The sequence below is a fragment of the Streptomyces sp. NRRL B-3229 genome, assembly GCF_000719505.1.
In the GTDB taxonomy this organism is placed as follows: Bacteria; Actinomycetota; Actinomycetes; order Streptomycetales; family Streptomycetaceae; genus Streptomyces; species Streptomyces griseorubiginosus.
Genome location: NZ_JOGP01000008.1, coordinates 384,045 through 399,391, shown reverse-complemented (window position 1 = coordinate 399,391; position 15,347 = coordinate 384,045). Strand labels below are relative to the sequence as shown.

Below are 15,347 nucleotides of genomic sequence, written 5' to 3'. Positions count from 1 at the left end.
TCTGCTCACCCCCTCGCGCATGCCCTGGCGGGACATACGCGAGGGGGCTTTTTCAGCCTTGCTGACCGGACGGCCTGCGCAGGGTCGGCCGGGCCGCCGCCACCCTCGCGCGGACCCCCGCCCACCACTCCGACGCCGCCCACACCACCCGCGCGGTCGAACGCGGCGCGATCAGCGCGCGCACCCGGGTGCCCCGGCCGACGGAACCGCGCAGACCGCCGATCACCTGGTGGACGTCCTGGGCGAGACCGGCCGTGAGCCGCGGCCGCGGGGCGTAGAGGACCTGCTCCACCGCGTCCGCCACCCGGTGCACCGAGGCCGCGGCCGTGGTTTCCAGATGCCCGAGCCGTACGATCCGCGCCGCGGCCTTGCGCGGTGTCTGCGAGTCGTCCGGCGGGATCCCGAAGTCCCACGCCGTGTCGGTCAGCTCCTGCCAGACCGCCAGGGTGTGCGCGGCCGCCTCCGCCTCGCTGCGGCCGTGACCGCCCAGCCGGACCGCACGGGTGCGCAGCCGCCACAGCATCGGCGACAGGGGGACCAGCAGCACGGCCAGCCCGAAGAGCACCCAGAACAGCAGCTTCAGGTACCACCACGAGCCCTGTACGGCCCACCAGGGGCCGCCACCGCCGCCGCCCGCCACCGCCGCCGGGGACGCGCTGTCGCAGGCCTCCAGCTTCCGCAGCTGCGGCGAGCAGTTGTCGCTCGCCGAGGCCGCGGCCGAGGGGGCCGTGGACGAGCCCGCGCTCGGCCGCGGAATGTCGGGGTTCGTGTTGCCGGTGGCGTCCGGGACCGTGTACGACGGCACCGTGCCCCGGGTCGGGGTGGGCTCGAAGCGGGTCCAGCCCACACCCTCGAAGTACAGCTCGGGCCAGGCGTGGGCGTCCTTGAGCCCCACCGACACCGAGCCGTCCGCCTGCGGGGTGCCGGGCGCGAAGCCCACCGCCACCCGGGCCGGGATGCCCAGGGAGCGGGCCATCGCGGCCATGGCGAACGAGAAGTGGACGCAGAAGCCGCGCTTGTCGCGCAGGAAGTTGGCGATCGCGTTGGGCCCGTCACCGACCTCCACCTGGGTGTCGTACTCGAACCCGCCGGTCACCGCGAAGTAGTCCTGAAGGTCGACCGCCTGCTCGTAGGGGTTCTTCGCGTCCGCGGTGACCTCGCGCGCGGCCCTGCCCACCACCGCCGGCAGCGAGTCGGGCAGCTCGGTGTACTCGCGCTCGATCGCCGGGGGAGCGGCCGGCGCCGAGGCCAGCTGCGCCGCGGTCGGCTGCACGTCCAGGCTCGTCACCTGGTAGGTCAGCCCGCGCGTGTTCTGCCCGTGGTCGCCGACGAGCGCCATGCCCTGGGGCTCGTAACGCCAGTTGCCGCTGATCTTCACCCCGCTCGGCGGGTACGGCATCGGCAGGTAGTCCTGGGCGTACCAGTTCGCCGCCGAGACGGTCGTCTCCACCTTGGTGCGGTTGACGTCGGCGCCGAGGCCGATCGGGGTGGGGAACTCCCTCGGGACAGCCGTGATGGAGCGCTTGGACGGCTTCCAGGTGCGGCCGTCGAAGTCGTCCAGGGAGACGATCCGCAGGTACAGGTTGGAGATGTCGGTGCTGCTGCCGGTCTGGAGGGACAGGACCTGGCGGTCCTCGTCGACGTTCAGGCTGTCACGCAGGGACAGCAGCGGGTTCACCGCGGAGATGGTGCCGCCGTTTCCGTTGCCCGCGCCCACGCCTGCCCCGGTGGCGTCCAGCAGACCGCCGCTCATCGAGGGCAGCCCGAGGGGCACCACGAGGGCGATGCCCAGGGCGAGCGCGCCGATGCGCCGCCCGGTGCGCACGGGAGCCACGGGGCCGGTGTCGATGCCGGGGGTGCGCGCGGCACCGCCGAAGACGCGGCCCCACTGCGAGAGCCGGTCGCGGCCCTCGGCCAGGAGCAGCAGCAGATAGCCGCCCGCCGCGACCAGGAACCAGAACCAGTCGCCCCCGCCGTCGGACAGCCCCGCCGCCACGGAGTACAGCGCGAGCAACGGCAGGCCCGCCGGGGCCGCGCTCCGGAAGGTCACCGCGAGGGTGTCCACCGCGAGCCCGATGATCAGCACTCCGCCGAACACCATCAGCTTGATGCCCTCGGACTCCAGCGGCGCCGGGATCGCGTACCGCGCGATGTCGTCGCCGCCCTGCTGGAGCAGGTCACCGAAGTGCAGGAAGGCGCCCGGACCGGGGATCAGCCCGAAGAGGGCCTGGCCACGGGCGAAGATCAGGGTCAGCATCATCAGCGTGACGGCCGTCTGGGCGGCCAGCGTCAGCGGCCGGGCCAGCGGGACGCGCCGGGTCATCGCGCCCACCACCGTCTGGACGCCGAGCAGGAAGGCCACCTGGACGATCCAGGTGACCGGCTCGACCAGCGGGAGCAGGGCGCACGCGGCCATCAGCGTGGCCGCCCACGCGCACAGCGCCAGTCGTGCCCGCCCGCTCATCACGATGCCTCCCCGGCGCCGGCCGCGCCGACGCCCGTGCGCTCACGGTCCGCGAGGCGCCACAGCTCCTCCAGCGAGGTGCCCCTGGGCACGCCCAGGGCGGTCCAGCCCGCCTCGCGCAGCATCCGCAGCCGTTCCTCGTGCTCCGTCGCCGGTCCGGGCACGTCGGTCGGTTCCCGGACCCAGCTCTCGCTGTCCAGCACGAAGGCGAGGGCGCCCCCGCTGCGCTGACGCATCCTGGCGGCCACCGCGGCCTGCTCCTCGTCGAGGTCGCCGAAGAAGGCCACCAGCAGCCCTTCGTTGCCCCTGCGCAGCACGTCGTAGGCGAGGGACAGGCCGGTGCCGTCGGAGTGGTCGATCACCGCGAGGGTGTCCATCATCAGCCCGGCCGCGTCCGCCGTCCCCTGGCTGGCCCCGGCGAAGCCCTCGGCGCCCTCGCCGGGCACGGAATTGCCGGTGTCCGTCAGCAGCCGTACCGAGAAGCCCCGTTCGAGCATGTGCACCAGCACCGAGGCGGCGCCCGAGACGGCCCACTCGAAGGCCGAGTCCGGGCCCGCGCCCGCGTAGGCGAGGCCCCGGGTGTCCAGCAGCACCGTGCAGCGGGCGCGCTGGGGCTGTTCCTCGCGGCGGACCATCAGCTCGCCGTAGCGGGCGGTGGAGCGCCAGTGGACCCGGCGCAGGTCGTCGCCGTAGCGGTAGCCGCGCGGGATCACGTCGTCCTCGCCTGCCAGGGCGAGCGAGCGCTGCCGCCCGTCGCCGTATCCCTTGGCCTCGCCGCTCAGGCGGACCGGCGGCAGCGCCTCCACGCGCGGGATCACGGTCAGGGTGTCGTACGCCGAGAAGGAGCGGGTCAGCTCGCACATCCCGAACGGGTCGGTCAGGCGCAGCTGGAGGGGGCCCAGCGGGTAGCGGCCGCGCAGGTCGGAGCGGACCCGGTAGGAGACCTCGCGGCGACCGCCCGGCTCGACACGGTCGAGCACGAAGCGGGGGCGCGGGCCGAGGACGTAGGGCACCCGGTCCTGGAGCATCAGCAGGCCGGTGGGCAGCCGCGAGACGTTGTCCATGCGCAGATGGACGCGGGCCTCGCTGCCGGCCGGCACGCGCGCGGGGGAGAGCCTGCGGCTGCCCGCCACCCGGTAGCGGGTGCGGTACAGCACGGTGGCGCACACCAGCGGCAGCACGGCGAGCAGCAGGCCGACCCGCAGCAGGTCGCTCTGGCCCAGGACGTACGCGCATATCGCCGCGGCGATACCGGCGGCGAAGAAGGAGCGGCCGCGGGTGGTCAGGCCGGCCAGCGCGGTGCGCACCCCGCCCTTGTCGCCCCGGTCGGCCTCCGGGCCGCCGGCCGGGGGCACCCCGGTGGACATCACAGGCTCCGCGGCGGCTGCTGCGGATACGCGGGTGCGACCCGGCCGATCCCCGTCCCGCCCTGCTGGGGCGCGGCGGGAACCGCGGTGCGCTGGAGGATCTCCTGCACGACCTGCTCGGCGGTGCGCCGGTTCAGCTGGGCCTGGGCGGTGGGCAGCAGCCGGTGGGCGAGCACGGCCACGGCGAGCGCCTGGACGTCGTCCGGCAGCGCGTACTCCCGGCCGCTGAGGGCTGCGGCGGCCTTGGCGGCGCGCAGCAGGTGCAGCGTCGCGCGCGGGGAGGCGCCGAGTCTGAGGTCGGGGTGGGTGCGGGTGGCGGCGACCAGCTCCACGGCGTACCGCCGGACCGTTTCGGCGACATGGACGCCCCGGACGGCCTCGATCAGTTTCACGATGTCGTGCGCGTGGGCCACCGGCTGGAGGTCCTCCAGCGGGCTCACCCCGCCGTGGACGTCGAGCATCTGCAACTCGGCCTCCACGCTGGGGTAGCCGACCGAGACACGGGCCATGAAACGGTCGCGCTGGGCCTCGGGCAGCGGGTAGGTGCCCTCCATCTCGACCGGGTTCTGGGTGGCGACCACCATGAAGGGGCTGGGCAGCTCGTAGGTGTGCCCGTCGATGGTGACCTGGCGCTCCTCCATCGACTCCAGGAGCGCCGACTGGGTCTTCGGCGAGGCGCGGTTGATCTCGTCGCCGATCACGATCTGCGCGAAGATCGCGCCCGGCTTGAACTCGAAGTCACGCCGCTGCTGGTCCCAGATGGACACGCCCGTGATGTCCGAGGGCAGCAGGTCGGGCGTGAACTGGATGCGGCGCACCGAGCAGTCGATGGACCGCGCCAGGGCCTTGGCCAGCATGGTCTTGCCGACGCCGGGGACATCCTCGATCAGAAGATGTCCCTCGGCGAGCAGCACGGTCAGAGAGAGCCGTACGACCTCGGGCTTCCCCTCGATCACGCCCTCCACCGAACTGCGTACCCGCTCCACGACGGCGGTCAGATCAGTGAGGCTCGATCGATCGTCATAGGTGGTCACCCGGCCCTCCTCGGCCCGTACTTTCCGGGCCGACGCTCTGTGATGCGTAATCGGCCCACCCCGAATCACGGACACCACGCGTGAAACTCTCAGCGCGACGCCACACCCGCATTCTTGCTGCCGTTACCGATTCGTGTCACTCGACTGTGGACAACTGGCTGCACTATGTCGGGTTTTACGGCGTTGTAGGCACCCCTGGGGTCGAAATCAACAGCGAAACGACAGGTGGGACCCCTCGTGAGGCCTAGGCGGGGTCGACCTCGCGCAGCAGGCCCGTCTTCACGTCGAAGACGAAGCCCCGCACGTCGTCGTTGTGCAGCAGGAACGGCGAGGTCCGCACTCGCTGCATGGACTGCCGTACGTCCTGGTCGACGTCACGGAAGGCCTCCACCGCCCACGCGGGACGCTGGCCGACCTCCATCTCCAGTTCGGTGCGGAAGTCCTCGGTGATCGCCTCGAGGCCGCAGCCGGTGTGGTGGATGAGGACGATGCTGCGGGTGCCGAGCTTGCGCTGGCTGATGGTGAGGGAGCGGATCACGTCGTCGGTGACCACACCGCCCGCGTTGCGGATGGTGTGGCAGTCGCCGAGCTCCAGGCCGAGCGCGGCGTGCAGGTCGAGGCGGGCGTCCATGCAGGCCACCACGGCTACGTGCAGGACGGGGCGGGCGTCCATCCCGGGGTCCGTGAACGCCGCGGCGTACCGCTTGTTGGCGTCGACCAGGCGGTCGGTCACGGTGTCGTCACGGGTTATGGCGCCTTCGGTGGGAACGGATGCGGAAGTCGTCATAACCATGACGTTACTGGTCACCGCGGCCCCGGTCCTGCGGTGGGAAGGGAAAAAGAGCGTCATCACGTCCTCGGTGTGAGGTAACCCACAAGAGTGCCTGGTGCACCCGAACGGGTGGTTTCCGGTCATTCGCCGCTTCGAGTCGCCGTCGATGCGCGACGCGCAGGCCGGTTGATTGACCGCGAGACACCGTGGACTAAAGTGACGCGAAGCGGGAGGCGAGGCCTCCCCGCAGACATTCCCCCGAGACCCCGGCTCACGCACGGACGGTCTCCCCGCGTGCGCGGCGCGTACGTACGGCTCGGCCTCCTCCCGCTTCCGGTCGGCTGACGCTTCCGGCGCCGGCAGGCCCTCCCCTTCCGCCGGCGGGCGGGGCCCCGGCGGTGCGTCCGGCCACGCCGGATCTGAGAGGGCCCCTTGAGCCAGAGTCGACATGTTCCGGTGATGCTCCAGCGGTGCCTGGACCTGCTGGCCCCCGCGCTGGAGCGGCCCGGAGCGGTGGTCGTCGACTGCACGCTCGGTCTCGGCGGCCACAGCGAGGCCCTGCTCCAGCGCTTCCCCGAGGCCCGGCTCGTCGCCCTCGACCGCGACAAGGAGGCCCTGCGCCTGTCCGGCGAGCGGCTCGCGCCCTTCGGTGAGCGCGCCACCCTCGTGCACGCGGTCTACGACGAACTCCCGGACGTCCTCGACCGGCTCGGCATCGCGCGCGTGCAGGGCGTCCTCTTCGACCTCGGTGTCTCCTCCATGCAACTCGACGAGGCCGACCGCGGCTTCGCCTACGCCCAGGACGCCCCGCTCGACATGCGCATGGACCAGACGACCGGGATGAGCGCCGCCGAGGTCCTCAACACCTACCCGCCGGGCGAACTCGTCAGGATCCTGCGGGCCTACGGCGAGGAGAAGCAGGCCAAGCGGATCGTGTCCGCGATCGTGCGGGAGCGCGACAAGGAGCCCTTCACCAACAGCGCGCGGCTCGTCGAGCTGATCCGGGACTCCCTGCCGCAGGCCGCCAAGCGGACTGGCGGCAACCCGGCCAAGCGCACCTTCCAGGCCCTGCGCATCGAGGTCAACGGCGAACTCGCCGTCCTGGAACGGGCGATCCCGGCCGCCGTCGAGGCGCTCGCGGTCGGCGGCCGGATCGCGGTGCTGTCGTACCACTCGCTGGAGGACCGGCTCGTCAAGCAGGTCTTCGCGGCCGGCGCCGCCACCACCGCACCGCCCGGACTGCCCGTCGTCCCGGAGCGGTACCAGCCCCGGCTCAAGCTGCTCACGCGCGGTGCCGAACTTCCCACCGAGGAAGAGATCGCCGAGAACCGGCGGGCGGCACCGGCGCGCTGCCGGGGCGCCGAGCGAATCAGGGAGTCCATCGAGTGAAGTGCGTAAGCCGGGTCAGTGAGTTGGGAAACCGGACTCACGGGAGGGTGTGTGAGTAGGAAACCCGAACTGAGGGGCAGGGCGGCCCGTCTCGCGCGCCTGTTCCCCGGTCCTACGAGCTCAGGACAGGCGGCCCGCACCCCCTTCGTGCTCCTCGTGGTCCTGCTCCTCGGCGGCGGCCTCATCGGGCTGCTGGTGCTGAACTCGGCGCTCAGCGAAGGGTCGTTCAAGCTCACCGACCTCCAGAAGGACACCAAGAGCCTGACCGACGAGCAGCAGGCCCTCCAGCGGGACATCGACGCCTACTCCGCGCCCGAGGCCCTGGTGCGCCGTGCCCAGGAACTCGGCATGGTGCCCGGGGGCGACCCGGCCTTCCTCGACCCCGACGGCACCGTCAGGGGCGTGCCGTCCCCGGCCTCCGGTGCCGACCTGACCTCCCTGCGGGAACCGCTCGTCCTCGCACCCGAGGTGCTCGGCACCGCGACCGGCCCTGCGCCCGCCGCCGGTTCCACTCCGTCGGCCGTCCCGACCCCGACGGACCCCGTCGAGCCGGGAGCCGCCGGGCAGACGCCGGGGACCGCCGGGCAGGCCCCGGGAACCGTGGGGCAGACCCCGGGGACCGTCGAGCAGACCACCGGGGCCGCCCCCTTCGACGTCCCGCCCGCCGGGACGGCACCCTCCTACGCCACGACCTTGACGAACCCGACCCCGAACCCCGGCAGGTGACGGCAGTGTCCGACGATTTCGGCAGGCAGCCGCCCCGCCGCCGCGTGCCGGGACCCGCGCGCCCCGAGCGCTCCGCCCGCCCCGTCGGCCGGCCGCGCCCGGGCCCCGGAGCCCGCCCGGCCCGCCGTCCCGCCGCGCCCCGCGCGGCGACCCCCAAGACGATCCGCCTGGGCAGCCCCCGCCCCCGGCTGCGCCTGGTCGGCCTCGCGTTGACCCTGGTGCTCAGCGCCTTCGTCGTACGACTGCTCCAGGTGCAGGCCGTCGACGCGAGCACCTACGCGGCCAAGGCCGAGCAGAACCGGTACGTCGGCTACACCCTGGCCGCCGAGCGCGGCGGGATCACCGACCGCGACGGGGTGGCCCTCGCGACCAGCGAGGACGCGTACGACATCACGGCCGACCCCACGCTGTTCACCCGCAAGCAGCTGAAGATCGACGACGGTCCCGAGCAGGCCGCGGCGCTGCTCGCCCCGATCCTCGGGCAGGACCAGGAGGCGATCGTCCAGAAGCTGCGGCCCAAGGACAAGAAGCTGCGCTACGTCCTGCTGGCGAGCCGCCGCACCCCTCAGGTCTGGAAGCAGATCAAGGACCTGAAGAGCGCGCTCGCGGCCAAGTCGGAGACCGACCCGGGCACGGCCAATGTCCTCGGGGGCGTCCTGTCCGTACCGACCACCAAGCGGGTGTACCCGAACGGCGACCTCGCCGCCGGGATACTGGGCTGGGTCAACGCCGACGGCAAGGGCGGCGGCGGGGTCGAGCAGGAGCTGAACACCCTGCTGGCCGGCAAGGACGGCAAGATCCGCTACGCCCAGTCCGGGGGCCGGCAGGTGCCCACCGTGGGCTCCACCGAGACGCCCGCGGTACCCGGCAGCGACGTCGAGCTCACCATCGACCGCGACATCCAGTGGGCCGCCCAGAAGGCCATCACCGACCAGGTGAAGGAGTCCAAGGCGGACCGCGGGTACGTGATAGTGCAGGACACGCGGACCGGCGAGGTCCTCGCCATGGCCAACGCACCCGGCTTCGACCCCAACGACCTGTCCAAGGCGAGCTCGGTGAACATGGGCAACGCGGCCCTCCAGGACGCCTACGAGCCCGGCTCCACCGCCAAGATCATGTCCATGGCCGCCGTGCTGCAACAGGGCGTCGCCACGCCGCTCACGCATGTCATCGTGCCCAACCGGCTGCACCGCGGCGACCGGCTCTTCAAGGACGACATCGATCACGAGACCTGGTACCTCACGCTCAACGGCGTGCTCGCCAAGTCCTCGAACATCGGCACCATTCTGGCCACCGGGCAGCTCGGCAAGACCCAGGCGCAGGCCAACCAGGTCCTCTACTCGTACTTGCGCAAGTTCGGGCTCGGCAGCTACTCCGGGCTGGACTTCCCCGGCGAGACCCCCGGCATCCTCGCCAAGCCCGCCGACTGGTCGACCTCGCAGCAGTACACGATTCCTTTCGGCCAGGGCGTGTCCCTCAACGCGATGCAGGCCGCGTCCGTCTACTCGACGATCGCCAACGGCGGGGTCCGTATCGAACCCACGCTCGTCCGCGGCACGACGGGGCCCGACGGACGCTTCACACCCGCCGCGAAGCCCAAGGAGACAAGGGTCGTCAGCGCGAAGACGGCGAAGACCCTCGCCCAGATGCTGGAGTCCGTGGTGGACGACCAGGAGGGCACCGGCACCAAGGCGCGCATCCCCGGCTACCGGGTCGCGGGAAAGACGGGCACCGCCAACCGCGTGGATCCGGCCACCGGCAAGTACAAGGGCTACACCTCGTCGTTCGCCGGGTTCGCGCCCGCCGACCAGCCCCGGATCACCGTCTACTGCGCCATCCAGAACGCCACCAAGGGCAGCTACTTCGGCGGGCAGATCTGCGGACCCGTCTACAAGCAGGTCATGGAGTTCGCCCTGAAGACCCTCCAGGTCCCGCCCACGGGAGCGAAGCCGGCGAAGCTGCCCGTCTCCTACACGCCGTGACCAGCGGCCCTTCACACCTGCTCCGCATCTCGGAAAGGCCACCAGGAACCACCTCGTGACGACGATCACCTCCGCAGCCGGTAACCAGGGCACGCCCCGCCCCTCACTTCGCTCCGAGGCGGGTACGCCCGGTACGCTCACCGCCGTGTCACACGCTGATCAGTCCCAAACCACCCAGAAGGGCCATCCCGTGACCTATCCGGGACCGCCCAGGCCGGTCCGGGTCTCCGCAACACCCCTCGCGGAGCTCGCCGATCAGCTGGGCGCCACCGCCCCGGCAGCCGCCGCCGAGATCACGGGCATCACCCATGACTCGCGCGCCGTCCGCCCCGGCGACCTGTACGCCGCCCTCCCGGGCGCCCGTCTGCACGGCGCCGACTTCGCGGGCCAGGCCGCGAGCCTCGGCGCGGTCGCCGTCCTCACCGACCCGGCCGGAGCCGAGCGCGCCGCCGCGAGCGGGCTCCCGGTCCTGGTCGTCGACGACCCGCGGGCGCGGATGGGCGAACTGGCGGCCACGATCTACGGCCACCCCGGCCGTGACCTGCTCCAGATCGGCATCACAGGAACGTCCGGCAAGACCACCACGGCGTACCTCGTCGAGGGCGGGCTGCGGACCTCCCGCAGCACCGGGCTGATCGGCACCGTCGAGATGCGCATCGGCGACGAGCGCATCAAGTCCGAGCGCACCACGCCCGAGGCCACCGACCTCCAGGCCCTGTTCGCGGTCATGCGCGAGCGCGGCGTCGAGGCAGTCGCCATGGAGGTCTCCAGCCACGCGCTGGTCCTCGGGCGCGTGGACGCCTGCGTCTTCGACATCGGCGTCTTCACCAACCTCAGCCCGGAGCACATGGAGTTCCACTCCGGCATGGAGGACTACTTCCAGGCCAAGGCGCAGCTCTTCACGCCGGAACGCAGCCGGCTCGGCGTCGTCAACCTCGACGACGAGTACGGCCGCCGGCTCGTCAAGGAGGCCTCGGTCCCGGTCGTCACCTTCTCCGCGGAGGGGCACCCCGACGCCGACTGGCGTGCCGAGGACGTCCGGGTCGGGCCGATGGACTCCACGTTCACCGTGCTCGGCCCCAAGGACGAGCGGATCACCGCCAGGTCGCCGCTGCCGGGCCCCTTCAACGTGGCGAACACCCTCGCCGCGATCGTCGCCCTGGCCGCCGCGGGCATCGACCCGCAGACCGCCGCCGACGGCGTCGCCGCGGTGCCGGGCGTGCCGGGCCGGCTGGAGCGCGTGGACGCCGGGCAGCCCTACCTCGCGGTCGTGGACTACGCCCACAAGACGGACGCCGTCGAGTCGGTGCTCAAGGCCCTCCGCAAGGTCACCGAGGGCAAGGTGCACGTCGTGCTGGGCTGCGGCGGCGACCGGGACACGACCAAGCGCGGGCCCATGGGCGCCGCCGTGGCCCGCCTCGCCGACACCGCCGTACTGACCTCCGACAACCCGCGCTCCGAGGACCCGCTCGCGATCCTCGCGGCCATGCTCCAGGGCGCGGCGTCCGTGCCCGTGCACGAACGCGGCGAGGTCCAGGTCTTCGAGGACCGGGCCGCCGCGATCGCCGCGGCCGTCGCCCGTGCCCAGCCCGGTGACACCGTGCTCGTCGCGGGCAAGGGCCACGAGCAGGGCCAGGACATCGCCGGGGTGGTCCGTCCCTTCGACGACCGCCAGGTGCTTCGAGAAGCCATCCAGAAGACCCAGGGATGAACTTGTGATCGCCCTCTCTCTCGCCGAGATCGCCTCAGTCGTCGGCGGGCAGACGCACGACATACCGGATCCGTCGGTGCAGGTGCACGGGCCCGTCGTCATCGACTCCCGGCAGGTGGCGGACGGCAGTCTGTTCGCCGCCTTCGTGGGGGAGCGCGTCGACGGCCACGACTACGCGGAGCAGGCCGTCCGGGCGGGCGCGGTGGCCGTGCTGGCCCAACGCCCCGTCGGAGTGCCCGCGATCGTGGTCGAGGACGTCCAGACGGCCCTCGGCGCCCTCGCGCGTCATGTCGTACGACTGCTCGGCGCGACCCTCGTCGGCCTCACCGGCTCGGCCGGCAAGACCAGCACCAAGGACCTGATCGCCCAGGTGCTCCGGCGCAAGGCCCCGACGGTGTTCACACCGGGCTCGCTCAACAACGAGATCGGGCTCCCGCTCACCGCGCTCACCGCCACCGCCGAAACCCGGTTCCTCGTCCTGGAGATGGGCGCCCGCGGCATCGGGCACATCAGCTACCTCACGGATCTGACGCCTCCGAGGATCGGCCTCGTCCTGAACGTCGGCACCGCCCACATCGGCGAGTTCGGCGGCCGCGAGCAGATCGCGCAGGCCAAGGGCGAGCTGGTGGAGGCGCTGCCCCCGGCGAGCGAGGGCGGCACGGCGATCCTCAACGCCGACGATCCGCTCGTACGGGCCATGGCATCCCGTACGAAGGCGAAGGTGCTCCTTTTCGGAGAGTCCGGCGAAGCGGACGTACGCGCCGAGAACGTGCGACTCATGGACAGCGGACAGCCCGCCTTCATGCTCCACACACCCTCCGGTGCAAGCGAAGTGACCATGCGCCTGTACGGTGAGCACCACGTGTCGAACGCGCTCGCCGCGGCCGCCGTCGCCCATGAGCTGGGCATGTCCGCAACCGAGATCGCCACCGCGCTCTCCGAGGCGGGCTCCCTCTCCCGCTGGCGTATGGAGGTCACCGAGCGCCCGGACGGCGTGACCATCGTCAACGACGCCTACAACGCGAACCCCGAGTCCATGCGAGCGGCCTTGCGCGCGCTCGCGGCGATGGGCAAGGGGCGGCGGACCTGGGCGGTGCTCGGCAAGATGGCCGAGCTCGGGGACGAGGCGCTCGCCGAGCACGACGCGGTCGGACGGCTCGCCGTCCGGCTCAATGTCGGCAAGCTCGTCGCGGTCGGGGGCAGGGAAGCGTCCTGGCTGCAACTGGGCGCATATAACGAGGGTTCGTGGGGTGAGGAGTCGGTGCACGTGTCCGACGCACAGGCGGCGGTCGACCTGCTGCGCAGTGAATTGCGCCCGGGAGACGTCGTCCTCGTGAAGGCGTCCCGTTCGGTCGGCCTGGAGAGCGTCGCCCAGGCGCTGCTCGACGCCGAGGGTGAGGTTGCCGCCCGATGATGAAGCAGATCCTGTTCTCAGGAGTCATCGGCCTCTTTCTGACCCTGGTCGGCACCCCGCTGCTGATCAAGCTGCTCGCGCGCAAGGGTTACGGCCAGTACATCCGCGACGACGGCCCGCGCGAGCACGCCAGCAAGCGCGGTACGCCCACCATGGGTGGTATCGCCTTCATCCTGGCGACGGTCGTCGCCTACTTCCTGTCCAAGGTCATCACCGGGTTCCCGCCCACCTACTCGGGCCTGTTGGTGCTCGGCCTGATGTGCGGCATGGGCCTGGTCGGCTTCCTCGACGACTACATCAAGATCGTCAAGAGGCGTTCGCTGGGTCTTCGGGCCAAGGCGAAGATGGCGGGCCAGCTGATCGTCGGCATCAGCTTCGCGGTGCTCGCCCTGATGTTCCCGGACGCCCGCGGCAACACCCCGGCCTCCACCAAGCTGTCGTTCATCACCGACTTCGGCTGGAAGATCGGCCCGATCCTGTTCGTGGTCTGGGCGTTGTTCATGATCCTCGCGATGTCGAACGGCGTGAACCTCACCGACGGTCTGGACGGCCTCGCCACCGGCGCCTCCGTGCTCGTCTTCGGTGCCTACACGTTCATCGGTGTCTGGCAGTTCCAGGAGTCCTGCGCCAACGCGCAGACCCTGACCAACCCCAACGCCTGTTACGAGGTACGCGATCCGCTCGACCTCGCGGTGATCGCCTCCGCGCTCATGGGGGCCTGCCTGGGCTTCCTGTGGTGGAACACCTCGCCGGCCAAGATCTTCATGGGCGACACCGGTTCGCTCGCCCTCGGCGGTGTCCTCACCGGCCTCGCGATCCTGTCCCGCACCGAACTCCTGGTCGCCATCATGGGCGGTCTGTTCGTCCTCATCACCATGTCGGTCGTCATCCAGGTCGGCTCCTTCCGGCTCACCGGGAAGCGCGTCTTCCGGATGGCCCCGCTCCAGCACCACTTCGAACTCAAGGGCTGGTCCGAGGTCCTGGTCGTGGTCCGTTTCTGGATCATCCAGGGCATCTGTGTGATCGTCGGACTGGGCCTCTTCTACGCGGGATGGGCAGCAGAGAAGTGATCGACCTGGAGGGTGTGCGCGCCACCGTCGCCGGACTCGGCGTCTCCGGCATCCCGGCGGCCAAGGTGCTGCACGCGCGCGGGGCACACGTCACGGTCGTCAACGACGGCGACGACGCACGCGCGCGTGAGCAGGCCGCCGAGTTGGAGGCGCTCGGCGTCACCGTCCGCCTCGGCGACGGTGCCACCCTTCCGGACGGCACCGAACTCGTCGTCACCGCACCCGGCTGGAAGCCCGACAAGCCGCTCTTCACGGCGGCCCGCGCGGCCGGCGTCGAGATCTGGGGTGACGTCGAACTCGCCTGGCGGCTCAGGGGTTCCGACGCGGCCCCCTGGCTCGCGATCACGGGCACCAACGGCAAGACGACCACCACCCAGATGCTGGCGTCGATCCTGAAGGCCGCGGGCCTGCGTACGGCCGCCGTCGGCAACATCGGCGTCTCCGTCCTGGACGCGGTGCTCGGCGACGAGCAGTACGACGTCCTGGCCGTGGAGTTGTCGAGCTACCAGCTGCACTGGGCGCCCTCGGTGCGCGCCCACTCCGCCGCCGTCCTGAACCTCGCACCGGACCACCTCGACTGGCACGGCTCCATGGAGGCCTACGCCGCCGACAAGGGCCGCGTCTACGAGGGCAATCGGGTCGCCTGTGTCTACAACGTGGCCGACAAGGCCACCGAGGACCTGGTGCGTGCGGCGGACGTCGAGGAGGGCTGCCGGGCGATCGGCTTCACCCTCGGCACCCCCGGGCCGTCCCAACTCGGCGTCGTGGAGGGCATCCTGGTCGACCGGGCCTTCGTCGAGGACCGGCACAAGAACGCCCAGGAGCTCGCCGAGGTCTCCGACGTCAACCCGCCGGCCCCGCACAACATCGCCAACGCCCTTGCCGCGGCGGCCCTCGCACGCGCCTTCGGGGTGCCCGCGAGGGCCGTACGGGACGGCCTCAGGAACTTCACCCCGGACGCGCACCGCATCGCGCACGTGGCCGACGTGGACTCGGTCGCCTACGTCGACGACTCCAAGGCCACCAACACCCACGCGGCGGAAGCCTCGTTGGCGGCCTACGAGTCGATCGTGTGGATCGCGGGCGGGCTCGCCAAGGGAGCCACCTTCGACGAGCTGGTCGCCAAGTCGGCAAAGCGACTTCGCGGGGTCGTCCTCATCGGCCAGGACCGCGCCCTGATCCGCGAAGCCCTCACGCGACACGCCCCGGAAGTACCCGTGGTCGACCTCGACCGGACCGACACTGGTGCGATGCTCGCGGCGGTTCGCGAGGCGCAGGCCCTGGCCGTGGCCGGGGACACGGTGCTGCTGGCGCCCGCCTGTGCGTCGATGGACATGTTCGCCAATTACAACAAGCGTGGTGAGGCGTTCGCGGAGGCGGTTCGCGAAATCGGCTCCTGACCGACGTAGCGGAGGCGT

General features: G+C 71.6%; 11 protein-coding genes. 7 read left to right on the top strand and 4 right to left on the bottom strand.

The genetic code is table 11. The annotated features are described in order from the left end of the window. Positions 1 to 52: 52 nt before the first annotated feature. The 4 genes from IF54_RS0116070 to IF54_RS0116055 all read right to left on the bottom strand — a co-directional run bounded on the left by IF54_RS0116070 (position 53) and on the right by IF54_RS0116055 (position 5,715). Positions 53 to 2,464: a transglutaminase TgpA family protein gene (locus IF54_RS0116070; protein WP_030319012.1), complete on the bottom strand. Its 2,412-nt coding sequence runs from the start codon at positions 2,462 to 2,464 to the stop codon at positions 53 to 55. Then, complete coding sequence (locus IF54_RS0116065) at positions 2,464 to 3,831, bottom strand: DUF58 domain-containing protein (protein WP_030319010.1); 1,368 nt, start codon at positions 3,829 to 3,831, stop codon at positions 2,464 to 2,466. Before IF54_RS0116065 ends, IF54_RS0116070 begins: the two co-directional genes overlap by 1 nt. Then, positions 3,831 to 4,865 (bottom strand): AAA family ATPase, encoded by a 1,035-nt coding sequence (locus tag IF54_RS0116060; protein ID WP_030319006.1) that lies wholly within the window; start codon positions 4,863 to 4,865, stop codon positions 3,831 to 3,833. The genes IF54_RS0116065 and IF54_RS0116060 overlap by 1 nt, the downstream gene beginning before the upstream one ends. 244 nt (positions 4,866 to 5,109) lie before the next feature. After that, positions 5,110 to 5,715, bottom strand: coding sequence for a beta-class carbonic anhydrase (locus tag IF54_RS0116055; protein ID WP_078851992.1), 606 nt, complete (start codon positions 5,713 to 5,715; stop codon positions 5,110 to 5,112). A 354-nt stretch (positions 5,716 to 6,069) separates the two neighbouring features. Here IF54_RS0116055 and rsmH point away from each other — a divergent pair, with 354 nt between their 5' ends. The 7 genes from rsmH to murD all read left to right on the top strand — a co-directional run bounded on the left by rsmH (position 6,070) and on the right by murD (position 15,329). Further along, positions 6,070 to 7,026 carry a 16S rRNA (cytosine(1402)-N(4))-methyltransferase RsmH gene (gene rsmH, locus IF54_RS0116050; protein ID WP_078851991.1) on the top strand — a complete coding sequence of 319 codons (957 nt, stop codon included), beginning with the start codon at positions 6,070 to 6,072 and terminating at the stop codon, positions 7,024 to 7,026. A 51-nt stretch (positions 7,027 to 7,077) separates the two neighbouring features. Beyond that, the gene (locus tag IF54_RS39610; RefSeq protein ID WP_078851990.1) at positions 7,078 to 7,752 is read left to right on the top strand and encodes a hypothetical protein; all 675 of its coding nucleotides are present in this window, start codon (positions 7,078 to 7,080) and stop codon (positions 7,750 to 7,752) included. Positions 7,753 to 7,757: 5 nt separating this feature from the next. Next, on the top strand, positions 7,758 to 9,734 hold the full coding sequence (locus IF54_RS0116040) for a peptidoglycan D,D-transpeptidase FtsI family protein (protein WP_030319000.1): 1,977 nt from the start codon (positions 7,758 to 7,760) through the stop codon (positions 9,732 to 9,734). A gap of 190 nt (positions 9,735 to 9,924) precedes the next feature. Continuing rightward, positions 9,925 to 11,445, top strand: coding sequence for a UDP-N-acetylmuramoyl-L-alanyl-D-glutamate--2,6-diaminopimelate ligase (locus tag IF54_RS0116035; protein ID WP_030318998.1), 1,521 nt, complete (start codon positions 9,925 to 9,927; stop codon positions 11,443 to 11,445). Between the two features lie 4 nt (positions 11,446 to 11,449). Next, positions 11,450 to 12,859 (top strand): UDP-N-acetylmuramoyl-tripeptide--D-alanyl-D-alanine ligase, encoded by a 1,410-nt coding sequence (locus IF54_RS0116030; RefSeq protein WP_030318997.1) that lies wholly within the window; start codon positions 11,450 to 11,452, stop codon positions 12,857 to 12,859. Continuing rightward, positions 12,856 to 13,929 (top strand): phospho-N-acetylmuramoyl-pentapeptide-transferase, encoded by a 1,074-nt coding sequence (gene mraY, locus IF54_RS0116025; protein WP_030318994.1) that lies wholly within the window; start codon positions 12,856 to 12,858, stop codon positions 13,927 to 13,929. The genes IF54_RS0116030 and mraY overlap by 4 nt, the downstream gene beginning before the upstream one ends. Then, complete coding sequence (gene murD / locus IF54_RS0116020) at positions 13,911 to 15,329, top strand: UDP-N-acetylmuramoyl-L-alanine--D-glutamate ligase (protein WP_030318991.1); 1,419 nt, start codon at positions 13,911 to 13,913, stop codon at positions 15,327 to 15,329. The genes mraY and murD overlap by 19 nt, the downstream gene beginning before the upstream one ends. Positions 15,330 to 15,347: the final 18 nt, after the last annotated feature.